18 protein-coding genes are annotated in these 26,115 nt (G+C 65.7%); 9 read left to right on the top strand and 9 right to left on the bottom strand.

Going from position 1 to position 26,115, the window contains the following annotated elements:
- Positions 1–519 precede the first annotated feature (519 nt).
- On the bottom strand, positions 520–2,343 hold the full coding sequence (locus ACYQ26_RS06050; protein WP_459807962.1) for an ABC transporter substrate-binding protein: 1,824 nt from the start codon (positions 2,341–2,343) through the stop codon (positions 520–522).
- A 95-nt stretch (positions 2,344–2,438) separates the two neighbouring features.
- Positions 2,439–3,512 carry a D-xylose 1-dehydrogenase Gfo6 gene (gfo6, locus tag ACYQ26_RS06045; RefSeq protein ID WP_459807961.1) on the bottom strand — a complete coding sequence of 358 codons (1,074 nt, stop codon included), beginning with the start codon at positions 3,510–3,512 and terminating at the stop codon, positions 2,439–2,441.
- 277 nt (positions 3,513–3,789) lie between these two features.
- Here gfo6 and ACYQ26_RS06040 point away from each other — a divergent pair, with 277 nt between their 5' ends.
- A complete protein-coding gene (locus tag ACYQ26_RS06040; protein ID WP_459807960.1) occupies positions 3,790–4,851 on the top strand; it encodes an ABC transporter ATP-binding protein in 1,062 nt (353 codons plus the stop codon).
- A complete protein-coding gene (locus ACYQ26_RS06035) occupies positions 4,848–6,002 on the top strand; it encodes an ABC transporter ATP-binding protein (RefSeq protein ID WP_459807959.1) in 1,155 nt (384 codons plus the stop codon). The genes ACYQ26_RS06040 and ACYQ26_RS06035 overlap by 4 nt, the downstream gene beginning before the upstream one ends.
- Before the next feature lie 109 nt (positions 6,003–6,111).
- Here the strand turns inward: ACYQ26_RS06035 and ACYQ26_RS06030 are convergent, their stop codons facing one another.
- Positions 6,112–6,333: a hypothetical protein gene (locus tag ACYQ26_RS06030; protein ID WP_459807958.1), complete on the bottom strand. Its 222-nt coding sequence runs from the start codon at positions 6,331–6,333 to the stop codon at positions 6,112–6,114.
- Between the two features lie 148 nt (positions 6,334–6,481).
- On the opposite strand from ACYQ26_RS06030, the gene ACYQ26_RS06025 reads away from it, so the two are divergent.
- Entirely contained in the window at positions 6,482–6,730 is a 249-nt protein-coding gene (locus tag ACYQ26_RS06025; protein ID WP_459807957.1) for a hypothetical protein, read from the top strand.
- 108 nt (positions 6,731–6,838) lie between these two features.
- On the opposite strand, the gene ACYQ26_RS06020 is transcribed toward ACYQ26_RS06025, so the two are convergent.
- On the bottom strand, positions 6,839–8,914 hold the full coding sequence (locus ACYQ26_RS06020; protein ID WP_459807956.1) for an alpha-glucuronidase family glycosyl hydrolase: 2,076 nt from the start codon (positions 8,912–8,914) through the stop codon (positions 6,839–6,841).
- A gap of 140 nt (positions 8,915–9,054) precedes the next feature.
- On the opposite strand from ACYQ26_RS06020, the gene ACYQ26_RS06015 reads away from it, so the two are divergent.
- Positions 9,055–10,776 (top strand): endo-1,4-beta-xylanase, encoded by a 1,722-nt coding sequence (locus ACYQ26_RS06015; protein WP_459807955.1) that lies wholly within the window; start codon positions 9,055–9,057, stop codon positions 10,774–10,776.
- 12 nt (positions 10,777–10,788) lie between these two features.
- On the opposite strand, the gene ACYQ26_RS06010 is transcribed toward ACYQ26_RS06015, so the two are convergent.
- Entirely contained in the window at positions 10,789–11,763 is a 975-nt protein-coding gene (locus tag ACYQ26_RS06010; protein WP_459807954.1) for an endo-1,4-beta-xylanase, read from the bottom strand.
- Positions 11,764–11,903: 140 nt separating this feature from the next.
- Between ACYQ26_RS06010 and ACYQ26_RS06005 the strand changes: the two genes are divergently transcribed.
- Positions 11,904–12,146, top strand: coding sequence for a hypothetical protein (locus tag ACYQ26_RS06005; protein WP_459807953.1), 243 nt, complete (start codon positions 11,904–11,906; stop codon positions 12,144–12,146).
- Positions 12,147–12,186: 40 nt separating this feature from the next.
- Here ACYQ26_RS06005 and ACYQ26_RS06000 read toward each other — a convergent pair whose 3' ends face one another.
- Positions 12,187–13,269, bottom strand: a complete 1,083-nt coding sequence (locus ACYQ26_RS06000; RefSeq protein WP_459807952.1) for an LLM class flavin-dependent oxidoreductase — start codon at positions 13,267–13,269, stop codon at positions 12,187–12,189.
- A gap of 139 nt (positions 13,270–13,408) precedes the next feature.
- Between ACYQ26_RS06000 and uxaC the strand changes: the two genes are divergently transcribed.
- Together uxaC and ACYQ26_RS05990 are read left to right on the top strand one after the other, a co-directional pair.
- Positions 13,409–14,773 carry a glucuronate isomerase gene (gene uxaC, locus ACYQ26_RS05995; RefSeq protein WP_459807951.1) on the top strand — a complete coding sequence of 455 codons (1,365 nt, stop codon included), beginning with the start codon at positions 13,409–13,411 and terminating at the stop codon, positions 14,771–14,773.
- A 212-nt stretch (positions 14,774–14,985) separates the two neighbouring features.
- On the top strand, positions 14,986–16,458 hold the full coding sequence (locus ACYQ26_RS05990; RefSeq protein ID WP_459807950.1) for a family 4 glycosyl hydrolase: 1,473 nt from the start codon (positions 14,986–14,988) through the stop codon (positions 16,456–16,458).
- 278 nt (positions 16,459–16,736) lie between these two features.
- Here the strand turns inward: ACYQ26_RS05990 and ACYQ26_RS05985 are convergent, their stop codons facing one another.
- Entirely contained in the window at positions 16,737–18,794 is a 2,058-nt protein-coding gene (locus tag ACYQ26_RS05985) for an ABC transporter permease subunit (protein WP_459807949.1), read from the bottom strand.
- Between the two features lie 270 nt (positions 18,795–19,064).
- Here ACYQ26_RS05985 and ACYQ26_RS05980 point away from each other — a divergent pair, with 270 nt between their 5' ends.
- Positions 19,065–21,308 carry a glycoside hydrolase family 3 N-terminal domain-containing protein gene (locus ACYQ26_RS05980; protein ID WP_459808284.1) on the top strand — a complete coding sequence of 748 codons (2,244 nt, stop codon included), beginning with the start codon at positions 19,065–19,067 and terminating at the stop codon, positions 21,306–21,308.
- Between the two features lie 1,063 nt (positions 21,309–22,371).
- Here ACYQ26_RS05980 and ACYQ26_RS05975 read toward each other — a convergent pair.
- Positions 22,372–23,151 carry an IclR family transcriptional regulator gene (locus ACYQ26_RS05975; RefSeq protein ID WP_459807947.1) on the bottom strand — a complete coding sequence of 260 codons (780 nt, stop codon included), beginning with the start codon at positions 23,149–23,151 and terminating at the stop codon, positions 22,372–22,374.
- Between the two features lie 507 nt (positions 23,152–23,658).
- Entirely contained in the window at positions 23,659–25,194 is a 1,536-nt protein-coding gene (locus ACYQ26_RS05970) for an aldehyde dehydrogenase family protein (protein WP_459807946.1), read from the bottom strand.
- A 163-nt stretch (positions 25,195–25,357) separates the two neighbouring features.
- On the opposite strand from ACYQ26_RS05970, the gene ACYQ26_RS05965 reads away from it, so the two are divergent.
- On the top strand, positions 25,358–26,095 hold the full coding sequence (locus ACYQ26_RS05965) for a helix-turn-helix domain-containing protein (RefSeq protein ID WP_459807945.1): 738 nt from the start codon (positions 25,358–25,360) through the stop codon (positions 26,093–26,095).
- The last annotated feature ends 20 nt before the right edge of the window (positions 26,096–26,115 follow it).

Here is a 26,115-nt window from a genome sequence, read left to right as displayed (position 1 = left end):
CGTCACTTACTATCACTACATACTCGGTTCTACATAATCGACGACCATTATGATTATCCGTCTCTCGTTATTACGAGGGTACTATCGTAATAGCGCCGCCATCTATTACAATCATACATCTGTAAATCTGAGCGCTGGGCTATCTAGGTCCAATTTGTGAAGGACGATCTCCGACAATATCGGAAACTATCCGATAGTTTTGGATAGCGTTGGCTATGACTCCGGTGGTTGCGTCAGCACCGATAGCAGATCCAATCAACGGCCACTGCGGTGGATGCGAAAGAGAACGTCCCGGCGGCTAGACGCAACGGACGGGGACGCGGCGTCGAGCGTCGTCCGGCGACGAAAACGCCCCGCGTCTCGTTCGACGGGATTCACGCATTCGCCTATCCGCGAGCGACTGACGCGTACCGGTGGCGGTGACGGTTCGAAGCGGCGCAAAAACGAGTGCTGACGATCGGCGGTCGGTTCGGGTCGCGACCGCATCCACTCGAGGCGTGTGGATCGCGGTTCGGACGGTTACTCCGGTGCGAGGCCGTTCTCGAGGAAGTAGTGGGTGATCCGGTTCGAGGTCAGCCAGTCGTTGGTGTCGAGATCGAAGTTCCACTCTCCGGCGTTGACCCAGTAGTGTTCGCTCCAGGGGAAGATCATCGCACCCGGGAGGAGCTGGTTGTGCGCCCAGGCGAGGCGGCCGGCGTGTTCTTTCACCGCCTCGTCGCTACTCGCCGTCGAAAGGGCCTGCAGTTCCTCGGGGATGTTGATCGTAACCGTGTCACCCTCGGGGTTGCCGACTTCCGGCACCTCGACCTCCTCGCCGAACAGGTTCCGATCGGTTTCGTAGATCCCGCGCGTGGTGCTGTACATCTCGCTGTACAGGTCGGCGTGGGCGTGGTACTGGCGCGCCATCCCGTAGTTCAGATGGATGGTCAGGTCGTAGGCGAGGTCGTTCTGGACTTCGGACTGCCAGGTGGGCATCTCCTGGACGTACCAGTCGACGTCGATGCCGAACTCGGCGAGGTTGTTGTACACCATCTCCGAGTGCGTCTCGAACCAGTTCCCGACGGGGAAGTTCAGCGTCCACAGTTCGCCCTCGGGCGTCTGCCACATGCCGTCCCCGTTCCGCGTAAAGCCGACTTCCTCGAGCAGGCTCGCCGCGGTCTCGGTGTCCTGGGGCGCGTAGTTCGGCATCGCGTCCAGCACGTCCTCGGAGACGAAGTTCTGAACGTATCCGGCGTCGATACCGGCCGAGTACTCGTCGACCGGGGTCCCCGGCGCCGTCACGTCCGCGATGTTCGGCATGTCGACGGCGTACGCGATTGCCTTTCGAACGGCGGGGTAGTCACGAATGTACTCGTCCTGGCTGCCGAAGATGATCGCGAGCGACTGACCGGAGTACGACACCGGCGGCGAGTCGTACTTGTCCGGGAGGTTCTCGAGGGTCGGATCGTTGTGGAGCCAGTCGACGTCGCCCGAGCGGAGCCCCTCCTCCTCCTCGTAGCGACCCTGTTCGAGGAAGAAGCCCCACTCCTGTGCGATCGGGTGGTTCTGATTCGGCACCTGATGGGCGAACTCCTCGTTCGCGGTGGCGAAGAAGAACGGCCCCGAGTACTTGACTTCGTTCCACTCCGGTTCGAAGCCGATCACCTCCTCCTGGACCGACCGTCGCTCCTCCTCGGAGCCCGCGTTCTCGAACTGCTCGAGGAAGTCGCCGTACTGATCCGCGGACACGGTGAGGATCGTCTCGGCCCACTGCGACAGCCACAGCCCCTGCTCGAGGTCGGTGTAGTCGTCCCGCGGTTCGATCTCGAACGTGTAATCGCCGGTGGCGCGGACGCCCTCGTCGGGATCGACGTACTGCTCGATCCCCATCTGCATGTAGCCGTCCATCCGGATCTTCGCCACGAAGTCCTCGGCCGTGACGTCGGTGCCGTCGTGCCAGCCGTAGTCCTCGCTGATCTGGATCTCCGTGAGGTTGCCCTCGCCGATCGACCAGTCCTCGGCGACCCGCTTGACGTACTCACCCATGTCGGTGTTGTAGACCGAGAGGTACTCGAAGCCCATCTCCTGAACGTCGCCGGAGTTCCAGAGCTGGTGGTACGGGTTGAAGATGTACTCCCCGTTGTAGGGGTTGGCGCCGCTACCGGGCACCGCCTTGGTCATGTCCTCCTCGTAGTTCTCCGGGACGTCGGCTTCGATCTCCTCGGTGCCGTCGTCGACGACGTCGTCGGGAGTGTCACCGTTGCCGCCGGAACAGCCCGCGAGCGCCGCCGTTCCCGTTGCACCGGTCAGGGCCAACATCGTTCGACGCGACAGATACTCCTTACGCTGGTTGTCTGCTGGCATCGCCCTAATGTGTAATATAATACATTATAAATGTTTCGAGTGTGTCTCACACACACGGTTGAGCAGCGACGATCCGTTCGAACCGACCCTCGCGCTCAGACGGACCGCGTCTCACCCCGCTCGGCCGCCTCGTAGATCGCCTCGATCGCCCGCATGTCGACGAGTCCGTGCTCGGGCGTCGCGTGCGGCGAGCGGCCGTCGAGCAGACAGTCCGCGAAGTAGTCGAACTCCGCCTCCATCTGATCGACCTGCGGCGTCTCGAGATCGACCGTCGTCTCGCCGATCGTCGCCCGGAGGCTGCTCTCCATGTGGAAGGCGGGTTCGACCGCCAGCGACCCTTCCGTCCCGACGATCTTCAGGAAGCTATCGAGCTGGGCGTGCTGGCTGGCCGTACAGCTCGCGAGCGTTCCGTCCTCGAAGGTCACGTTGAACGCGGCGACTTCGTCGGGAACGTCCGCGAAGTACTCGTGGCTCGAGTCCATCATCGCCTGAACCGCGGTCGGATCGCTCTCGAGGACGAACCGCGTCGTGTTGAGCGGGTAGATCCCGAGATCGGTGACGCTCGTCCCGTAGCCGGCCAGATCGGGATCCAGCCGCCACTGATCGGGGCCCCAGCCGGCGATCGACTGGGACATGTTGCCGTGGACGTGGACCGGCTCCCCGATCGCACCTGCGCGAACGAGTTCGCGGGCGCGTCTGACCGCCGGCTCGGTGTGCATTCGGTACGCGATCATCGCCGGGACGTCGTCGCACGCGTCCGCGAGCCGTTCCGCGCGCTCGAGGGTCGCCTCCATCGGCTTCTCGCAGAGGACCGCCTTGCCGTGGGCGGCCGCGCTCTCGGCGAACTCGAGGTGGCGAGCGTTCGGCGTGCAGATGTAGACGGCGTCGTAGGCGTCGACGGCGGCGCCGTCGTGGAACGCTTCGGACGAGAGGCCCGCCTCGACGGCGTCGTGGTCGGCGGCGACGCGTTCGGCTTTCGCCGCCGACCTGCTGACGAGGACGGTCGTCTCGCAGAACGTCGAGTTCTCGATCGCCGGCATCGCCCGTTCTCTGGTCCACCAGCCGAGTCCGACCAGCGCGAACCGAACGGGGCCGGCGTCGTCGGACGACGCCTGCCACTCTCGGCGGGTAAACGATTCGAGATACGACTGCAAGTCGGCTACGCCCATGAGCGAGCGTTACCGGTCGGACACAATAAATCGCTACGGTTATGTGCGTGCTCCGCCGACCAGTACGCGATGCCAGTTCGTCACGCGGCGCAGCCTCCCACGCCCCCGACCGGCGTCTCCGGAGCCATTTTCGCCGAACCCCGCGGCTTCGTTCGATGGAATGATATATATGATGAAAGCCCAAACGTGGTATCGAATGTCACGTGCCATCGGTTCGTGGACCGCAACACCATGTGCGCCAATCGATCGCACATTCCGGACGGAGGAGTGAGCGACGATGTCAAGTAACGCACTCGATACGGCCGAGACGAGCAGCCGAACCGAACAGGACCCGGTCATCACGGTTCGAAACGCGAACGTCCGGTTCGAGATGGACAAGGGGACGTCGAACGTGTTGAACGATGTCAGCATGGACATCTATCGGGGCGAGACGCTCGGCGTCGTCGGGGAGAGCGGCAGCGGGAAGTCGATGTTCGCCGACGCGCTGCTGGACGCCGTCGTCGATCCCGGCATTCTCACCGGCGAGATCACGTTCTATCCGGAGGACGGCGGCGAGATCGACGTCCTCGGCCTCGAGCCGTGGGAACTGCGCGAACTGCGCTGGGAGAAGATCTCGATGGTGTTCCAGGGCGCGATGAGCGCGTTCAACCCGACGATGAGCATCGGGGAGCACTTCGAGGAGACGCTCGAGGCCCACAACTGGGACAAGGCGGAGGGACTCGAGCGGGCCCGGGAGCTGTTCTCCGATCTCCACCTCGAGCCCGACCGGATGCTGAACTCCTACCCCCACGAGCTGAGCGGCGGGCAGAAACAGCGCGCGCTGATCGCGCTGAGCCTCATTCTCGAGCCGGAGGTGCTCGTCATGGACGAGCCGACCGCCGCGCTCGATCTGCTGATGCAGCGATCGATTCTGAACCTGCTGTACGACATCAAGGACAAGTACAACGTCACGCTCGTCTTTATCAGCCACGACCTGCCGATCGTCTCCGGGTTCGCCGACCGGCTGGCGGTGCTGTACGCCTTCGAGTTCGTCGAGGTCGGCGAGGCCAACGAGATACTCGGCAACTCGGTGCATCCCTACACGCGAGCGCTGCTCAAGTCGACGCCGAACCTCGAGATCTCGCTCGACGAGATGCAGCCGATCGAGGGCGAGAGTCCGGACCCGATAAGTCACCCGCAGGGGTGTTCGTACCACCCGCGGTGCCCGCTCGGCGACGACCGCTGCGAGGTCGAGGATCCGGAGTTCATCGCGGTCAACGACGAGCACGAGATCCGGTGTCACTACTGGGAGCAGGCCGACGACGCGGTTCCGCTCTCGTTCGGGGGTGACGACGAATGAGCGGCGACCCCGTCATCTCCGTCCGCGACCTCGACGTCCACTTCGAGGACTCCTCGATGCTGAACTCGGTCACGCCGTCGTGGCTCACCGATCGGCTCGGCCTCGAGGAGGACCCGACCGTCCACGCTGTCGACGACATCGATCTCGACCTCGGCGAGAACGACGTCCTCGCGCTGGTCGGCGAGAGCGGCAGCGGGAAGACGACCCTCGGCAAGACGATGGTCGGGCTGACCCGCCCCACGAACGGCTCGGTCGAGTACCGCGGCCACGACATCTGGGAGGTCCGCGACGGCGAGGACGACGAGATCACCTTCGAGGAGATCCGCCGCTCGCTGCAGATCATCCACCAGGACCCCGGCTCCGCGCTGAACCCCTACCGATCGGTCCTCGAGAACCTCGAGGTGCCGCTCAAGCGGTGGCACCCCGAACTCAACTACGCCGAGCGCCGCGGCCGGATCCTCAAGATGCTCGAGCGGACCGGGATCAGTCCGCCGGAGGACTACGCCGAGCGGTACGTCCACCAGCTCTCGGGCGGCGAACAGCAGCGCGTCGCCTTGATCCGCGCGCTGCTGGTCGAACCCGAGGTCATCCTCGCCGACGAGGCGGTCTCGGCGCTGGACGTCTCCCTGCGCATCGGCGTGATGGACCTGTTCCTCGAGATGCAGGAGATCTTCGACACCTCGTTCGTGTTCATCAGCCACGACCTGGCGAACGCCCGCTACCTCGCCGGCAAGTCCGGGGGGAAGATCGGCGTGATGTACCTCGGAGAACTGGTCGAACTGGGCACCGCCGAAGAGATCATCCAGAACCCCAAACACCCCTACACCAAGGTGCTCCAGTGGGCGACGCCGGAACTGGACCCCGAGCAGGCCGAACAGGCGATGCGCGAGTCGCCGCCGGTCCGACAGATCGACATTCCGGACGCGACGAACCCGCCGTCGGGCTGTCGGTTCCACACGCGCTGTCCGAAGGCCCGCGAGGCGTGCCGGGAGCAGGCGCCGGAGTTCTACGAGAGCGACAGCGACCAGCCCCACAAGACGAAGTGCTTCCGCGAGAACCCCGATCACGAGTACTGGGAGAGCGAGAAACTCGCCGAGGAAGACGCCTTCGAGGAGTCGTCGGTCGTCGACGATTCCTCGGCCGCCGACTAGTACCGGCCGTCCCGAACCGATTCACGCTTCTCACGCTGCAGGCGGTCACGACGATTGAACGCCGCGAGGCCGTACCGAGCGTCCGACTCGAGTCCGCGTCGATCGCCGCTCAGAACGGTTGCCAGTCCGAGTACAGCACGAGCCCCGTCCCGACGGCCGTGACCGACAGGGCGATCGCGCTCACCTGTCCGATGACGTAGGAGGGCGTTCCCGGCTCGAGGTGGAGAAACGCCCAGCCGAGCACCAGCAGGAACGTGACCGACAGGGCGAACATCCACAGCCAGATCTGCTGGCTGAAACTGGACGGTTGGTGCGAGTGCGAACCTGACATCGATGGACGCGACTACCGGTTCGACGTAGATAAACGTGCGGGAACGTCCCGCACGGCACGCTCGCAGCGACCGCGAACCGCACTGAGCGGTCGATCGGTGTGGTGGAAGACCGCATGATTGATAAGGACGGACACGGATTTCGTTAGTATGATCGACGTCTACATGGAGCGGTTCGAACATCCGTACCTGCTGGCGCTGCTACCGGTCGCGTGCGTCCTGTTCGCGCTCTCGGTGATCGCCAGTACCCTCGGAGCGAACTCGGCGGCCGGGTTCCTGGCCCTGTACACGATGGTCGCGCTCATCATCTGCCTGATCGGGTACGTCGCCATCTACGCGCTCACCTACAGCACCGAGGTCCTGCGCCAGTGGCGGATCCGTCGCTCCGATCTCGAGTAACGTCGTCGAACCGTCCGCAGCTCTTTTCGCCGGCTCCACGCTCCCCGTCGCGGGTTCGACTCGCGACGACAGCGCGACTCGAGACGGAGACCCGAACGGACGCCGGTGTTACTCCCGCGGAACGCGGCCCTTCTCGTCCGGCACGCCCGATTGCTCGTAGAAGTACTCGCAGAGCCTGTCGCGCCACCGCTCGGCCTGCACGACGTGCTCGTCGAACCGCTCGGCGACGTGGCGATACCGGCGCTCGTCGACGAGGCCCTCGAGCGACTCCCACTTCGCGCGCAGTTCGCGGACCGCCTCGACGCCCTCGTGGCAGTTGTCGTACAGCGTCTGGATCACGGTTCGGCCGTCCTCGAGTTCGTGCTCCCAGGGGAGGTGGTGGAAGAACAGCAGGAGTTCCTTGGGGCAGGTTTCCGGGTCGTCGTAGCGGTCCGCGATCGGATCGCGGTACTGGGCGGCGTAGCCGCTGCCCTCGGAAGTGCGGTCGACGCCGATGCCGTCCGCGGTCGCGCCAACGTACTCCGGCCACTCCTCGGGAGCCGGGTCGTAGTGGTTCTCGAGGGCCTCCTCGCCGTTGTACATCATGTGCATCAGGCCGAGGCCGCCGGTGTGGTAGTCGATGCAGGCCTGCCAGGAGTCGAGCAGGATCTCCGTGACGGTGTCGACAACCGCCTCGTCACGGCCGAAGGTCTGGCGCGCCCACTCTGCGATGATCGCTTCCGACTCGAGGTCGGGATCCCAACAGAGTCGGCCGAAGCCGTAGAGGTTCGACTGCAGGAGGTAGTTGCCGGTCCAGCTCGGGTCCTCGCCGACGATGCCGACGCCGGCGACGCCCTGCCCCGCTCGCTCCGCGAGCACGTCCTTGACCGGCGTGCCCTCGCCGTCGGCGTGGGTGTCGAACTCGAGGACCTCCTTCCACATCGGGACGTGAGAGGTGGCGTGGACGCCCTGGCCGGTGTACTCGCCAGTGATCTGGAGCTCGCAGCCGAGGTTCGTCTCGGGCATCGCGCCGAACAGCGTCGAGACGGGTTCGCGCTGCTGGAAGTCGATCGGGCCGTTCTTGATCTGGACGGTGACCTTGTCGTGGAACTCGCCGTCGAGGTGGGAGAACGCCTCGTAGGCCTGCACGGCGCGGTCGTCGTGCTCGGAGTAGACGAACGCGCGCCACCAGACGCGGCCGTCGTGGCCCTCGAAGGCCTCGCCGAGGACGTTGGCCCCCTCGGCGTGGCTCCGGTCGTAGTCGTACGGGCCCGGCTGCCCCTCGGAGTCGGCCTTGACGAGGAAGCCCCCGAAATCGGGGATGAGTTCGTAGATCTCGTCGACCTTGTCTTGCCACCACTGCCGGACCTCAGGATCGAGCGGATCGGCCGTCTCGAGGTCGCCCAGCCGGATCGGCGCGGCGTAGTTGACCGAGAGGTAGATCCGGATGCCGTAGCGGCGGAACACCGAGGCCAGCGCCTCGAGCTTTTCGAGGTTCTCCGTCTCGAGCAGTTGCCAGCCGGCCCGCTCGGCGACGGCGTCGTTGGCGGTCGGCCGCGAGGGGATGCCCGTGTTGACGTTGTTCGGGACGACGCCGTTGATGCCCACCGACGCGAGCAAGCGCGCGTAGTCGTAGTAGCGCTCCCGGAGGTCGGGCAGGCGCTCCCAGTCGAAGATCGACTGGCCGGCATACCCGCGTTCGACCGAGCGGCGGAACGGGTTGTCCCAGTGGTTGATGAGCCGGGAGTCGTTCGCGGGCTCCTCGACGATATCGAGGTCGTCGATCGGTTCGCCAAGCGCGACGAGCCGCAGCAGGTGGAAGGTGCCGTAGACCAACCCGCGGTCGTTCGGGGCCGTGAGTACGGTACAGTCGTGCCCCTCCCACTGGACCGTACGGATGACATACCCATCCTCGTGGAGGTCCCAGACCTCGTCGGGGTCGATCGTCTGGTGAATCGGCCGCATCTCCTCGGGGTGGCCGATCACGAGGAAGTTATCGACCGATCGGGGTGGGTGCTGCCAGAGGTGCGGTTCCCGGCCGAGCATCCCCTCGAGGGCGGTCCGGAGCTCCGCGCGAACGGCGCCCAGTTCCGGCGCGCCCTCGGAGACGTACGCGTGGGTGAGCCGGCGGCGGTACGACGCGAGTTTCGAGTCGTCGACGCGCTCGTACCGGAGCCAGCAGTCGTCGTGGTCGGTGTCGAACATTCGTGTGCCCATGAGTGAGACCAGCGGTAAAAACGTTCCTCGTTACCGCGGTTCGGTCGGCGACGGAACGAGCGACAACGCACCGGTCGCACTCTCCATCGGTAACTATTATAATCGATAGCCAATAACAATTCAGTGTCATGCCAGACGGCAGTACGGACGATAGCGACGGGACTAGACGGCGGACCGTGCGACGGCGACCGATACTCGGTGCTATCGGTACGTTGGGCGTCGCCGGCGGGCTGGGATCCGGTATCGGTGCGGGCGCGCGTTCGGCGCGCCCCGCACAGGACGGCGACTGGGAGGCGGCGGCCGAGGAGCGAATCGAGGAACACCGAACCGCCGACCTCGAGGTGACGGTCACCGACGCCGACGGGAACGCGATCGACGGCGCCGAGGTCGAGGTCGCGATGCAGGCCCATGCGTACGACTTCGGGACGATGATCCACGCGGAGTTCCTCACGGAGGGAACCGAGTGGGGCAGTCCGCTCGAGGCGCCCGACGGCACCGAGTTCGGCGAGGACGACCAGCAGGAGTACCGACGGACCGTCGACGAACTGTTCAACACGGTCGTCCTCGAGAACCTCCACAAGTGGAACCAGTGGGAGAACGAGAACAATCGAGAGATCGCCGATACCGCGGTCGACTGGGCCGTCGAGCGGGACATGACGGTCCGCGGGCACGTCTGCCTGTGGGGCAACGTCGGCGCCTGGGCGATCCCGGCAGACGTCGTCGAGGCGATGGGGGTCAAGTGGGAGGCCGGCGGCGCGACCGATCCCGACCGCGATCCGGAGTACGTCGTCGATCGGTCGATGGAGCACATCGAGGCGATCATCTCCCACTACGGCGACGACGTCGCGGAGTGGGAGGTCAAAAACGAGGTCCTCCACGCGACGGCGATGATCGAGGCCGTCGAGGGCGAGGACGTCGATCCGGCCACCGCGGAAATCGTGGGCGACTGGTACGAACGGGCCGAGGAAGTCGCCGCCGAGTACGGCGTCGACATCGCGGTCAACGACTACAACGCGCTCGAGGGCGGCTACGACGAGACGCAGGCCAGGTACGAGCGCCAGATCGAGTACCTCGTGGACGAGCGGGGCGTCGACCTCGACGGGATCGGGTTCCAGTGTCACTTCGCCGACGACGAGCGGCTCGCGCCCGACGAGATCCTCGAGGATCTCGAGCGCTACGAGGGCTACGGCGCGGGCTTTCGCGCGACGGAGTTCGACACCTTCCAGGGCGACTGGGAGGACCCGGAGGCGCAGGGCGAGTACCTCTACCAGTTCCTGAAGACGTGGTTCAGCCACCCCGACACCGAGTCGTTCCTCGTGTGGGGCCACTGGGACGGCGTCCACTGGGCGCCAGACTTCGACGGCTCCGAGCCCGACGGCGTCCTCTTCGATACGGACTGGAACCCGAAACCGGCGTACGACTACTACACGAACCTGGTCTTCGACGAGTGGTGGACAGAAGAGACGGGCGAGACCGACAGCGGCGTCTACGAAACGCGGGCGTTCAAGGGCGAGTACGAGGTCACCGCCCGTTACGACGGCGTGGAAACGACGACGACGGCGACAGTTTCGGACGACGGCACGACCGTCGAACTCGCGCTCGAGGGCGCCTCGAGCGACGGCGGTTCGAACAACGGTGACGCGGGCGACGGAGACTCGAGCGACGGCGGCGGTGACGCTGACGGAAACGAGGGGAGCGAGGACGGGGCCGGCGAAAGCGATGGCGGTGACGCCGACGGTGAGAGCGCCGACGGCGACAGCGTTCCGGGTCTCGGCGTCGCGTCGGGACTCGCCGGCCTCTCGGGACTCGCTGGCTACGCCCTGCTGCGGGGCGACGAGGAGGAGTCGTAATCGACTCGAGCGCTACCGGTCCGCAAGCGCCCCCTTCACCGCGTCGTAGGCCGGCTTCTCGTCGTATCGATCGTCGAACAACAGCGGATCGCCGGTGTAGCGCTCGCCGAAGTCCTTGAAGCTGCGCAGCCAGGAGCTGCCGTCGTGGATGCCCCAGGTAACGATCGTATCGCAACCCGCGTCGCGACAGACCTCGACGACCTCGCGGTAGTAGTCGGCCTGGACCTCGTCGGCGTCGGCCGGCGCCTCGCCGGCGTGGAACGCGACGTCCATCTCGGTGATCTGCACATCGAGTCCGAGATCCTGAAAGCGTTCGACGTTCTCGGCGATCGACGCCGGTTCGGGGTGGTCGCCCAGCGCGTGCAACTGGAGGCCGACGCCGTCGATCGGCACGCCGTCGGCGAGCAGGTCCTCGAGGAGGTCGTAGATGGCGTCGGACTTCGCGTTGACCGCGTCGGCGCCGTAATCGTTGTAGTAGAGGTCGGCGTCGGTGACCTCGTCGGCCCACCGGAAGGCGTCCGCGAGGTAGTCCTCGCCGAGCGCGTCCGACCAGACGGTCTCGCGCAGCGAGCCGTCGTCGGCGACGGCCTCGTTGACGACGTCCCAGGCGTCGATCTTCGCGCGGTAGCGGCCGGCGACGGTGTGAATGTGGTCGCGCAGGAACGCCCGCAACTGGTCGGGGGTGTAGTCCCAGGCCTGGAACCAGTCGGGCTTCTGATTGTGCCACACGAGCGTGTGGCCCCGGACGTACATGTCGTGCTCGTTGCCGAAGTCGACGATCGCGTCGGCGTCTTCGAAGTCGTAGGTGTGACGTGACGGGCGGAGCGGCCCCATCTTCAGGGCGTTCTCGGGCGTGATCGCGTTGAACTCGTTTTTGGCGGTCTTCCAGTAACTCGGGTCGACGCGCAGCGCGTCGGGATCGAGCGCGGCGCCGATCCGGAACGCGTCGGCATCCGCGACTGTACGAAGCGTTGGCTCGTCGGACATCGTCTCGAACAGCGGTAACGAATCACATAAACGTGCGGAACACGGCAACCGACGGCGCGAGTTTCGGCGCCACGCCGCTCGAGAGCGACGGCCCGCGGCACAGGCGTAAGGATTGTATGGCTGGTTTTCGAATCCGGCCTATGGGAACGACTAATACACAGCGAACGGTCGCGAAGTGGGGAATGCGGCTCTCCGTGCTGATCGGCGCGCTCGGTCTCCTGTACTTCACGACGCGCGGGGAGGTCGTGACGGGAATCGTCGTCGGCGGCCTGTTCGGCGTCGGCAGCTACTGGGAGTACAAACGCCGCATGCGCGACCTCGACCGAGCCGAAGCGGCGGAACGAACGCGGGACCCGTTCGAGGAGCGGGAGCGGCGCCGGTGAGTTGCTCGCCGTCCGACGTGCTGCCGGGTCCGTGGGACCGCTACCGGTCGCGGAAGTACGGAATGATCTCCTCCTCGTAGTGACGCAGCGTCTCGTCGAAGTCCCCGACGGGGATGAGCACCAGATTGTCGACGCCCGCGTCGGCGAAGGCCTCGATCCGCTCGATCGCGCGCTCGGGGTCGCCCGAGACGGTGACTTCGTCGATCGCTTCCGCCGGGATGCGTTCGGCGGCCGAAAGCAACTGCTCCTCCTGTTCGTCGGTGAAGGCCATGTCCCGCATGATCGGCGTCTCCTCGGCGATCCCCTCGTAGCCCATCTCGGCCAGCAGCGGCGGGCGCAGCGCGAGCGTCGTCCGGTTGCGCTCGACCGCGATCTCCCGGGCCTCGTCGGCGTCGTCGGTCACGGTCGTCGGCACCATCACGGCGCGGTCGATCTCGTCGGGATCGCGCCCTCGGTCCTCGGCGACCGAGAGCACGCGCTCGAGATCCGCGGCGTACTGGTCGGGCGAGTGGATCCACGGGAACCAGCCGTCGGCGACCGCGCCCGCGAAGCCGCGCATGCTGGGGCCGTAGCCGCCGACCCAGATCGGCGGCCGGGGCTCCTGCACCGGCTTCAGTCCCATGTGGGCGTCCTCGAGGCCGTAGATGTCTCCGTCGAAGGAGAACGGATCGTCGGCCGCAGAGCTCCAGAGGCCGTCGATCACTTTCACGGCCTCGACGAACCGCGAGAAGGGGTCGTCCCAGTCGATGTCTGTCATCGGCGCGAAGTTGAACGCCTCGCCGGCGCCGATGCCCAGCGCCGCGCGGCCGTCCGTCATCCGATCGAGCGTGGCGGTGCTGTGGGCGAGTTCCGTCGGGTGGCGTCGCACCGAGTCGGTGACGCCGGGCATGATCGTCGCGCGGTCAGTGTGCTGGGCGATCGCGCCGAGCACGGTGAAGGCCTCCCAGGGCGGATCGACGAGGAACTCGTCGGAGCCGGTCGGGTGGAACAGGTGGTCGGGAAGCGTGAGCACGTCGAAGCCGGCCTCCTCGGCGCGCTTGGCTTGCTCGACGGTACCGCTGACGTCGCCGTACGTGACGACCTGACAGCCGAACTGCAGATCGCCCGGATCAGTGGCGCTCATGAGCGGGTGATTCGCCCACCTGCGATAAATAGGTGGGCGGTTTCGAGCCCCGCCGCCTGCCGGCGGCCGACCCGGTGGTCGGTGCGAGGAGACGGCCGGATCCGTAGTTTTATAGTCGATTCGGCGGGACGTGACGCGTATGAGCTTCCTCGACGAGGACTACCTGCTTGAGACCGAGGCCGCCCGAGAGCTGTACGACGCGATCGCGGACCTGCCGATCGTCGATCCCCACACGCACGCCGACGTCGCCGAAATCGTCGAGAACGACGGCTGGGACGACATCTGGGAGGTCGAGGCCGCGACCGACCACTACGTCTGGGCGCTGCTGCGCAACTGCGGCGTCGACGAGGAACTGATCACCGGGGACGCCTCGAATCGGGAGAAGTGGACCGCCCTCGCGGAGGTGTTCCCGCAGTTCGCCGGCAACCCGACCTACGAGTGGGTCCACCTCGACCTCAAACGGCGCTTCGGCATCGAGAAACCCATCTCCGCCGAGACGGCCGACGAGATCTGGACGGAGACGAAAGCGCAACTCGCCGACGACGACATGCGCCCCCAGCAGCTTCTCCGCGAGATGAACGTCGAGGTCGTCGGCAGCACGGACGATCCGACAGACGACCTCGAGTACCACGAGCGCGCCGCAGACGAGGTCGAGGGCGTCGAGGTCGTTCCGACGTGGCGCGCGGATCGAGCGGTCAAAATCGACCGTCCCGAGTGGACCGACTTCGTAACGGAACTCGAGGCCGCGACCGGGATCGGCACCGACGACTTCGAGGGCTTCCTCGCGGCGCTCGAGGCCTCCCACGACTACTTCGCCGAGCGGGGCTGTCAGGCCTGCGACCTCGGGATCGAACAGCCCGTCTCGCGCCCCGTCAGCGACGAGCGCGCCCGCGAGATCTACCAGCAGGGGCTCGCGGGCGGTTCGCTCTCAGAGCGCGAGGTCGAGGACTTCCAGGCCTATCTCACCGAGTACATCGGCGAGTTAAACGCCGCGAAGGGGTGGGTCACGCAGCTACACATCGGCCCCGTCCGCAACTACCGGGACTCGCTGTTCGAGCGGCTCGGCCCCGCGGCCGGCGGCGACATCTCGACGCAGGACGTCGACCTCGCGAAACCGCTCGAGCACTTCCTCAACCGGTTCGACGAGGAACTGGACGTCGTGCTCTACGCGATCGATCCGACCCATTACCCGACGGTCGCGACGATCGCGCGGGTCTTCCCGAACGTCACGGTCGGTCCGGCCTGGTGGTTCAACGATAGCCCGTTCGGCATCGAACGGCAACTCGAGTACGCAGGGACCGTCGAGTTGCTCTCGCAGCACGCGGGCATGGTCAGCGACTCGCGGAAGCTCCTCTCGTACGGCTCGCGCTTCGAGATGTTCCGCCGCTCGCTCGCCAACGTCGTCGGCAAGCAGGTCGAGCGCGGACAGGTGCCGGCGGACGTGGCGCGGGACCTCGTCGAGCGCCTCGCGTACGATCGCCCGGCGGAGCTGTACGGGTTCTGACGTCCGACCGCAGGGACGTCGGTCGCCGCCCACGGCGTCGATCGCATCCCACCCGACCCGTCGACCGCGGGGTAGTCGCCCCGTCCGTGCTCGAGTCGGATTCCGACGGCGCTCACCGGCTACCGTCCCGCGTTCGAGGACTCGAGGCCGGGAACGGGGCGATCTTACTCGTACCCCGGAATTTATGTCAGTGGATGACACTCACTCGTACGATGTCACAGCAAGTACACTCCGCAGTGCGGTCCGAGAGCGCGATCGATCCCGACGACGTCACGATCGCGTACGTCGGCGGCGGCAGCCGACAGTGGGCACCGAACCTCATCCGCGATCTCGCGCAGTCGGACTTACACGGTCAGGTCCGACTCTACGACGAGTACTACGAGAGCGCCCAGTTGAACGCCGAGTTCGGCAACTGGGTCCACGGCGAGGCCGACGTCGATCCCTCGTCCGACTGGTCCTACGAGGCGGTCGACTCCCTCGAGACGGCGCTGTCCGGCGCCGACGTCGTCATCCTCTCGACCCAGTACGATCCGGCGGAGACGTTCGTCCACGACCTCGACATTCCGAAGGAGTACGGCATCTACGGCGCCGTCGCGGCGACCATCGGTCCCGGCGGGATCTTCCGCGCGATGCGGACCGTCCCGCAGTACCGGGAGTTCGCCGCCGCGATCCGCGAGCACTGCCCCGACGCCTGGGTGTTCAACTACACGAACCCCGTCCACTTCGTGACGCGAGCGCTCTACGACGAGTACCCCGACATCAACGCACTCGGACTCTGCCACGAGGTGCTGGGCACCCGCCACCGCCTCGCGCGCTACGCCCGCGAGGAACTCGACATGGACGCCGAGCGGTCGGACATCTCGGTCAACGTCAAGGGGATCAACCACTTCACGTGGATCGACGAGGCCCGCTGCAAGGGCGTCGACCTCTGGCCGGTCCTCGAGGACCTCCTCGAGAGCGAGCACGCCCGCCAGGAGTTCACGTGGGAGGACCTCGCCGAGGAGAGCGTCTTCGTCGACAACTGGCAGGTGACCTGGGAGCTGTTCCGGCGGTTCGACGTCCTGCCGGCGGCGGGCGATCGCCACCTCGTCGAGTACGCGACGTGGTTCATCCAGGACGGCCAGGAGGGGCTCAACCGCTGGGGCGTCAAGCGCACCGGCAGCGACTACCGCTCGAAACACTGGACGCCCGCCGAGTCCGACCAGACGACCGACGTCGAGGCCTGGCTCAGCGGCGAGAAGGAGTTCGAACTGACCGAGTCCAACGAGGTCTTCGTCGATATCCTCCGCGGGCTAGTCGGTCGGGACACCTACGTCACGAACGTCAATCTCCCCAACGTCGGCCAGGTGTCCGATCTCCAAGACGGTGCCGTCGTCGAGACGAACGCCGTCGTCCGCAACAACGAGGTCAAGCCGACGGCGGCCGGCGGCTTCCCGCGGCCGGTCCGAAGCCTCATTCGCGGCCACGTCGACACCATCGAGACCGTCATCGAGGCCTCACGCGACGGCGACGTCGACGCGGCCTTCCAGGGGTTCCTCATCGACCAGCAGGTTCGGACCCTCCAGACCGAGGAGGCGCGCGAGCTGTTCGCCGAACTGGTCGCCGCGGAGGAGTCGTACCTGCAGGACTGGGCGCTCGAGGAGTCGTCCGTCCTCGCGGAAGCCGACGCGTACTCGACGAGCTAACGAGGAACGGCGCACCGGTTTCGTCGGCGCTCTTTTGACTTCGGTCGGCAGGACCCGAGCTGTCGATACCAGTCGACGGCCGATCCTCGAGACCGGATCCGCCATCGTACTCGAGCGGTTCGCACGCACCCGTCGACGGTCGACCCGCGGATCGGCGGTGAAACGGACTCGGGCACCCTCGAGCCTCGAGCGGGGACGAAACGAAAATCGTTCGGAACGGCGGAAAAGGGGCGGTTCAAAATCGAACGGGAGCAGGAGTGGGACCGAGCGGGGTTAGATTAGACCGGTTCCTCCTCCTCGACCGACTTCGCGTGGCGGGCGCGGATCCGCGGATTGCTGATCCGGTCGAGCGACTGCGAGATGAGGATCAGTCCCATCGAGAGGGTGATGATGAACAGCGCCGGGACGGCGATGTAGTGGACCCGGTCGAGGGAGTACAGCGCGTTGTTGGAGTGCGCGGCGTCGAGGACGACGCCCCAGTTGCGCGTGCTGCGGGGCAGGAACCCGAGGTAGTACAGTCCGACCGAGGAGAAGATGATGTTGCGGGCGTTGTTGGCGAGGTTGATGAGGATGTACGGCCAGATGTTCGGCAGGATGTCCTTCAGGATGATCGAGAACGTATTGACGCCCATCGCGCGGGACGCCTCGACGTACTCCTGACTTCTGACCTTGAGCACCTCCGAGCGGATCGAGCGCCCCAGGCCGCCCCAGGCGGCGACCGACAGGACGAGCCCGACCATCGCCGGGTGTCGCGGTTCGACGATCGCGGCGATGACGATGATCAGCGGCAGGCCCGGAACCGAGACGATGGTGTCACACAGCGTCATCAGCAGGCGGTCGGTGCTGCCGCCGCGGAACCCGGCGGTCGCGCCGATGCTCACGCCCAGCGTGACCGTCGCGAGCGCACCCACCGTGATCATGATCAGCACGGGCGAGGTCCCGTGGACCATCAGCGAGAGCAGGTCCTGTCCGCTGTTCGTCGTTCCGAGCGGATGGGCCAAGTTCCCGTCGAACGGCGACACCCATCGGTCGAACGTCGCGGTCGGACTCGGGACGAACCGCGACCCGAGGGTCCCGAGCAGGACGAACCCGATGAGGATCGCGGTGCCGAGGAACCCGCGCCAGTCGCTCAACACGATCTTGGCGGGCGCGTAGATGGACCGGTCGAACTTCCGGTAGAGGACGTCCTTTCGATCGACGTCGATGACGTCCTCCTCGCCGAAGAACCCGTGCGTCGTCGTCCCGCCGTCCGCACGCTTTTCGCTGCTGTTCGTCAGCCGCTTGATGTACCGCTTGAGCTGCGTCCGAATCGGCACGCCGGCCGAACTGCCGTAGACCTCCATGTCGTCGCCGCCCGTCTTCGCGCGCGGATCGAGGCGACTGTACGTCAGGTCCGCGATGAACATCATGGTAACGACGGTGATACAGATCACCATGAACCCGCCGACCATCAGCGGGTAGTCGCGGTTGAGCACGCCCTCGTACATGTACCACCCCATCCCGTGGTACTGGAAGATGTCCTCGAGGATGATCGAGCCGCCGATCATGAAGCCCATGATCAGCAGGAGGCCGGTGTACAGCGGGAGGATCGCGTTTCGCATGACGTACCGCAGCGCGATCCGGGTGGGCGGGAGCCCGCGGAGGCGCGCGACCCGGATGTGATCGGCGCCGAGCACGCTGATCGAGTTCCCCCGCATGCTGAGCGAGGCCGCGGCGCCCGTGACGATCATCGAAAGGATCGGGAGCGCAGCGTGGTGCAACGCGCCGACGACGAACTCGGCGTTCAGGCCGACGTCCGCGCCGCCGGGGTACCGCGCTCCGGTGGGGAACCAGTTGAGTTGGTACGCGAAGATAAACAGCATCAGCAGCGCGACCACGTAGTAGGGCGTCGAGCTTTCGACCACGGCGAAGACGGTCATCGCCGTGTCGAACCGCGACCCCTCGTAGTAGGCCATGATCGCGCCGAGACAGAGGCTCGTCGTGAAGGTGACGACCATCGCGATGGACATGTAGAAGATCGTCCACGGCACCGCCTCGGCGAGGATCTGGTTGACCGACGTGCTCTGGGACATCGAGTACCCCAGGTCGCCCTGTAGAACCGACGACATGTAGTTCACGTACTGTTCGTAGATCGACGCGTCGGGGTTGATGTTCATGTACACCTCGACCAACCGCCGCGCCGCCTGCGGGTTGTTCGGGTTCTCGGCGAGCATCTGCGCGACCATCGCCTCGAACGGATTCCCCGGCATCAGCCGCACCAACGCGAACGTCAGGTGGAACACGACCAGAACGGTCAGCACGCTCTGTCCCACTCGCTTAATGAGCCAATTAGTCATCTTTTATTGACACCGATAAAGTGCTTTCCGACCCTAATAAAAGTACTGTTTCAATGGGAACGAACGACACGGACCGACGGACCGCCGACGTTCGGACGATTGGCGACCGGCGGCACCCCGATCGCGGCGATCCCTACCGCAAAACCACTGTCAGAAATACTAAGACGATCGGTCACAACGGGTCGGGATGTGAGACGAGACCAGCCTACCGCGACGTATCTAGACGAATCGGCAGCCGTCGAGAACCGAGTCGAGGACCTCCTCGAGCGGATGACGCTCGAGGAAAAGGCCGCCCAACTGGGATCGGTCAACGCCGACCGACTGCTCGACGAGGACGACGAGATCGACTGGGACGCCGTCGACGAGTGGCTCGAGCACGGGATCGGCCACTTCACCCGGCTCGGCGGCGAGGGGAGCCTCGCGCCGAGCGAGGCCGCGCGCGTGACCAACGAACTTCAGACCTACCTGCGGGAGGAGACGCGCCTGGGAATCCCCGCGATTCCCCACGAGGAGTGTCTCAGCGGCTACATGGGGCCGGAGGCGACGACCTTCCCGCAGATGCTGGGGATGGCGAGCAGCTGGAACCCCGACCTGCTGGAGACCGTCACCGAGACGATCCGCAGCGAACTCGAGGGGATCGGCACGGTTCACGCCCTCTCGCCGGTGCTCGACGTCGCCCGCGATCTGCGCTGGGGGCGCGTCGAGGAAACCTTCGGCGAGGACCCGTACGTGGTCGCCGAGATGGCGCGTGCGTACGTCGACGGACTACAGGGCGACGGCCGCGCGGACGGCATCTCGGCGACCCTGAAACACTTCGTCGGCCACGGCGCGACCGACGGCGGCAAGAACCGCTCGTCGCTCAACGTCGGGCCGCGGGAACTGCGCGAAACCCACCTGTTCCCCTACGAGGCCGTCATCAGCGAGGCCGACGCCGAGTCGGTGATGAACGCCTACCACGACATCGACGGCGTCCCCTGCGCCAGCTCCGAGTGGCTGCTGACCGACGTGCTGCGCGGCGAGTTCGGCTTCGACGGCACCGTCGTCTCGGACTACTACAGCGTCCGCCACCTCGTGACCGAACACGAGACCGCGAACACGAAACCCGAGGCCGCCGTGCAGGCCCTCGAGGCCGGCATCGACGTCGAACTCCCCTACACGGAGTACTACGGCGAACACCTCGTGGACGCCGTCGAGGAAGGCGACCTCGCAGAGGAGACGCTCGACGAGTCGGTGCGGCGCGTCCTCCGAGAGAAGTTCCGGAAGGGCGTCTTCGACGACCCCGAAGTCGACGCGGACGCGGCCGCGGCTGCATTCCACACCGACGAGGCCCGCGAGGTCACTCGGGAGGCGGCCCGGCAGTCGATGACGCTGCTCAAGAACGAGGGCGACCTGCTGCCGCTTTCCGTTGACGACGTGGCCGTCGTCGGCCCGAAGGCGGACGACCCGAAGGAGCTGATGGGCGACTACGCCTACGCGGCCCACTACCCCGAGGAGGAGTACGAGGCCGACGCCGTCACCCCGCTCGAGGCGCTCGAGGCCCGCGACGACCTCGACGTGACCTACGAGCAGGGCTGTACGATCTCCGGTCCCTCGACGGACGGCTTCGACGCGGCGACCGACGCCGCCGAAGACGCGGACGTCGCGCTGGCGTTCGTCGGCGCGCGCTCGGCGGTCGATTTCTCGGACGTCGAAGCCGAGAAAGAAGCGAAGCCCAGCGTCCCGACCAGCGGGGAGGGCTGCGACGTGACCCACCTCGGCCTGCCCGGCGTGCAGGAGGAACTCGTCGAGGAACTGCTCGAGACGGACACGCCGGTCGTCGTCGTCCTCGTCAGCGGCAAGCCCCACGCCATCGAGGATATCGCCGCGGAAGCGCCCGCGATCCTCTACGCGTGGCTGCCGGGCGACGAGGGCGGGACGGCGATCGCCGAGACGCTGCTGGGCGAGTACAATCCGAGCGGTAAGCTCCCCGTCTCCCTGCCAAAGTCGGTCGGGCAGCTGCCGGTCTACTACAACCGGAAGGAAAACACCGCGAACAAGGACTACGTCTACACCGACAGCGAGCCGGTCTACCCGTTCGGCCACGGCGAGAGCTACACCGCGTTTGAGTACGGCGACGTCTCGCTGTCGACCGACAGCGTCGCGCCGCTCGGCTCGTTCGCCGCGAGCGTAACGGTCACGAACGTCGGCGACTGCGCCGGCGACGAGATCGTCCAGTGCTACGGCCGGGCGACGAACGCGAGCCAGGCCCGTCCCGTGCAGGAACTGGTCGGCTTCGAGCGCGTCTCGCTCGAGCCGGGTGAGACCAAGCGCGTGACGTTCGAACTGTCGGCCACCCAGCTCGCGTTCCACGACCTCGACATGAACCTCGCCGTCGAGGAAGGCCCCTACGAGGTTCGCATCGGACGTTCGGCCGACGATATCGTCGCGACGGCCGACCTCGAAGTCACGGACACGAAGCAGGTCCCGAAGACCGCGCGGACGTACTTCACGGAGACGTCGGTCGACGCGGAGTAACGACCGCTCTCGTGTATTTTTCGCGTCAGTCACCGAGTAGCAGCCGCTCGTGGCGTGCGACGGGGTCTCGAGTCTGGCACACCAATCCTCGCGTCGGTCCGCCGGCCGTCGAACGACGCCGACCACGGTCGACGATGCGCATCGCCGTACGCGACGCTCGCAGCGACACGGCGCGGTAGCATCGCTCTCAGGACCGAACGACGAATCGGATCGCAGCCTCCCTCCGACGGCCTTCTCCGTATAGAGTGGAAAAAATTCGATATACTTGGATTCGGTCGGTCAACACCGAAGCGTGGCATATATTTACATCCGTACGCTCGTAATAGGACGTGGCGAGACTATAACCGTGAACCCTTACCTCGCTTCAAATCTATTAATATAATTCGTTGAAGGGTGGGCGTGTCAGCGGTTACGGCTCGCTAATTGTCCGATTTCGACTACTGCAAACCGTATCCAATATACGCGGATATATATCCGAGAAACTGGGAACGAGAGATTCGGGAGTTCGAAAGTCGGTTCCGCAGGAACCGAGCGAATCGGGGAAACAGACGGGATAGCAGACGATTACCGAGAATTCGATATACCGGACGGCGGTAACAGAATGTTACCGTCACGGAGAGAGACTCACCCGGGGATGCCGATACGACGGACCGAGTTCGAATGGCCGAGTGATATCGGTACTCGCGGACGGCTCCCGTCGCTGATCGACGGGCAGGCGATCGGTCGCTGGGCGAAAGCGAGACGGATTCAGGCTCCGACGACAGTCGGACGCACGGACGCTCACTCCGCCGTTCGCTAACCCCGAATGCGACCGCTCGAGCGGCGAACGCCATTCGTCACCGAGCGGCGCCGGACATCCGTTCCTCGAGACCCCGTCTCGAGTCGGCACGACCGCAGTGTGCCGGCAGCGATACGGCCGGATACGGCGGCCGAAAGTCGTCGAGACGACCGCCGGGAGTGGCCGACGGCGACGGGATCGACGGAAAGGCGCCTCGGTGCTCGCTCACCGGTCGATCGGACCGCGTCCGGAAGTCCATTACAGACATACAAGTGTAATTCATCGTTAAAACGCGTCGGCTTGCAGCGCGTCGACTTCGTCCAGTAAGAGACGACCGATCGACTCGGTCGCCTCGTCGTCGACGGCCATGCGGTAGGTCGGTCCGCCGACGGTAAACGCACCGAAGACGTCGCCGTCCGGGCCCGTTATCGCCGCGCCGATCGACCGATAGCCCTCGATCAGTTCCTCGTCGTTGACGGCGTATCCGCGGCGTCGAATCGCCTCGAGTTCCTCGAAGAGTTCCGATTCGTCGGTGATCGTTTGCTCGGTCGTCGCCGGCAGTCCCCACCGATCGACGATCGATCGAACGCGGTCCTCTGACATCGCGGCCAGCATGGCCTTTCCCGACGCACAATTGTGCATGTGAAACCGGTTGCCGGCTCGAAACGGACTCGATTCCGAGACGCCGCGGGTCGACTCGCTGATCGCGTACTCGAGCGAGTACGCGCGTCCGTTTTCCTCGACGATGAAGTCGGCCTCGTTGCCCGTTTGTTCGGCGAGCGAGTAGACGCGTCGGCGAGCGGGCGCGTACAGCGGGTTCCGGTGGCGCGCGTGTTCGCCGAACGGGAGGAACTCGAGCCCGACGTGGTAGGTGTCGCCCTCGCGGACGAGAAAGCCCTCGTCGACCAGCGTGTGGAGGTGGTTGTGGACGGTACTTTTCGCCAGGCCGAGGCGATCGGCCAACTCGTTCAACGTCGCGCCGTCCCCGTCACCGTCGCGAATCGCCCGAACGATCGCGAACGACGTCTTCGTCGTCTTCACCGGCCGCGAGCGACTATCGGTCATTGATGGATGGGTCGGGCCCTGACCGCATAAGCGTTCGGAATACGTGAACAGAATTCATGGACGATCGTTCGCTTTATCCCCTTGATGAACGTTCCAATAGTGTATTTGGTCACTTTGTCCTCGATCATACCGATTCGGTCGGCCCAAGCATAGCTACGCGCGGCCAGGTAACAACCAACTGTCACCGTCGACACGGCCAGTACGGCAGTACCGCGCCACTCGTTCGAAATACGTGAACGGTTTGCCGGTGAACCGCCGAGCGGATCGCTACCGCTCTCGAGACTGACGGCCTCGCGCAATGCGTTTCGAAGCGACGGCTGGTGCGTTTACGTCTCCCGAACGCGTCGCTGCGCGGACGTTTTGGTGGGTTCGATACCGGAGAGCCGACTACTGGGCGTGAACTGGGACCCGGGAGACCGATCGACGCGAGAAGAACGAAGCGAAAAGCGGAAACGGCGAACGAGACGAGCGCTCGACGCTAGCAGCGACCGCGCAGTGCCGATCGAATCAGTCGTCTTTCGTCGTGACGTCCGCGGAGAGACCCTGCGCCATCTCGATCTCCTTCGAGTTGTTCAGCGTCCAGGCGGTCCGTTCGGTGACGGCCTCGATCACTTCGCGGCCGCTCGGGTAGCCGTTGCCGGACTTGCCGACGCCGCCGAACGGCAGGTGGACCTCCGCGCCGATACACGGCAGGTTGCCGTACGCGAGGCCGACCTCGGCGTTGTCGCGGTAGTAGTTGATCTCGCGGTAGTTCTCGGAGATGATCGCACCCGCGAGCCCGTACTCGGTGTCGTTGTGGATCTCGACGGCGTCCTCGATGTCGCCGGAGTACTCCATGAGCGCGACGTGGGGACCGAAGACCTCCTCCTGCGTACAGCGGAGATCGGCCTCGTGATCGGCCTCGTAGACGAACGGGCCGACCCAGTGGCCGTCCTCGTGACCCTCAGGGATCTCGTCGTCGGCCAGTTCGTCGCGGTCGACGAGCACGTTGACGTCTTCGTTGCGCGCGAGTTCGTTGTACTCGAGGACCTTCTCCTTGTGCTCGCCCTCGACGAGCGGGCCCATGAAGGTGTCCTCCTCGAGCGGATCGCCGACCGCGATGTTCTCGGCGACGTCGACGAACCGCTCCTTGAACTCGTCGTAGATGTCCTCGTGGACGATCAGACGCTCGCTCGAGACGCAGCGCTGGCCGGTCGTCTTGAAGCTCGACATCACGGCGGAGTGGACGGCCGTGTCGAGGTCGGCCTCGTCGGTGATGACGACGGCGTTCTTGCCGCCCATCTCGCAGGCCGCGAGCTTGCCTGGCTGCTCGGCGACGGTGCGGGCGACCTGCTGGCCGACCTCGGCCGATCCCGTAAAGAGGACGGTGTCGACGCGCTCGTCCTCGACGATGGCCTCGCCCGCGTCGCCGAAGCCCTGCACCATGTTGAACACGCCGTCGGGGATGCCGGCGTCCTCGAACATCTCGGCGACGATCTGGGCGCACCACGGCGTCTGCTCGGCGGGCTTCCAGACGACCGTGTTGCCCTCGACCAGCGAGACGGCCATGTGCCAGAACGGGATCGCGACCGGGAAGTTCCACGGCGTGATGCAGCCGATGACGCCGCGGGGCTTCCGGCGCATGTACGCGTCCTTGCTCGCGATCTCGGAGGGGACGACGTCCCCGTGGGGGTGGCGGGCGTTGCCGGCGGCCCACTCGACCATGTGGGCGGCCTCGACGACGTCTGCCTTGCCCTCCGAAATCTCCTTGCCGCACTCCTTGGTGACGATCTCGCCGAGCTCGTTCGTGCGCTCGCGCAGCTCGTGGTAGATGTCCCAGAGGTACTCCGCGCGGTCGATGTGAGAGAGCGCGCGCCACTCCTTCTGGGCTTCTTCCGCGGCCTCGAGGGCCGCGTCGACGTCGGCTTCGGTTCCGCGGTGGAAGGTCCGAAGCGTCTCGCCGGTCGCCGGATTCTCGCTCTCGAACGTCTCGTCGCCCGCGCCCTCGGTCCACTCGCCGTCGATGTAGTGCCGATCGGGCTGGGCCGTGGTCTGCTGACTCATACGGTATCGATGACGGATTACCCCCGAATAAGCAGGCCCTCCCATGGTCGGGTTCGGAGTCGACGGTCGATAACTCGAGGGCGGAAACGACCGGACGACGGATGGTACCCGGAGTCAATATGTTTATAGCGATGCCACCGAAAGGCACGATAGAGACTGACACATGAGTAGCACGAGTTCGACGACGACAGCGGCGGGAGCGACCGACGGGACGCGCCTGACCCTCGAGATCTGGCACCCGGACTGTTGGGGGATTCAGGCGACGGAAGCCGTCGACGCCGGCCTGCTCATCCACACGGTCAACCGGACCGTCGACGAGACCGTCAAGGGACACTTCACCGTCTACGCCGATACGACGGACCAGATCGACGAGTTCGTCGCCTTCGCCGACGAATCGCCCCTGACGCACTCGGCGGTCGAACTCGGCGGGCGGCCGACCAGCACGGCGCCGAACCCGGGGAACGCGACCCGCGAGCTGTTCGTCGAGTACGAACCCGAACACAGCATCAGCGACACGCTCGTCTCCCACGGCTTCATCCACGAGGCGTCGGTCCGCGTCGAAGGCGGCGTCGAACACTGGCCAGTCTTCGTCGCCGACGACCGCGCGCAGGTTCGGGACCGCCTCGAGACGATCCGGGCGGAGACCGACGCCGAGATCACGGTCAGCAAGATCGGCGCGGCCGACGGCGGCTCGCCGATCTCGGACCCGATCGATCGACTCGACCGTCTCACGCCGCGCCAGCGGGACGCGTTCGAACTCGCCTGCGAGCGAAACTACTACGCCTGGCCCCGCGAAATCAGCACGCGCGAGCTCGCCGACGAGCTCGGCGTCTCGAAGACAACGCTGCTCGAGCACCTCCGGAAGGCCGAGGCGAAACTCCTCAATCCCGATGCCGTGTGACCGCCCATCGACTTCTATTC

The organism is Halopiger thermotolerans (assembly GCF_054654555.1).
This window is presented reverse-complemented; position numbering and strand designations above follow the sequence as displayed.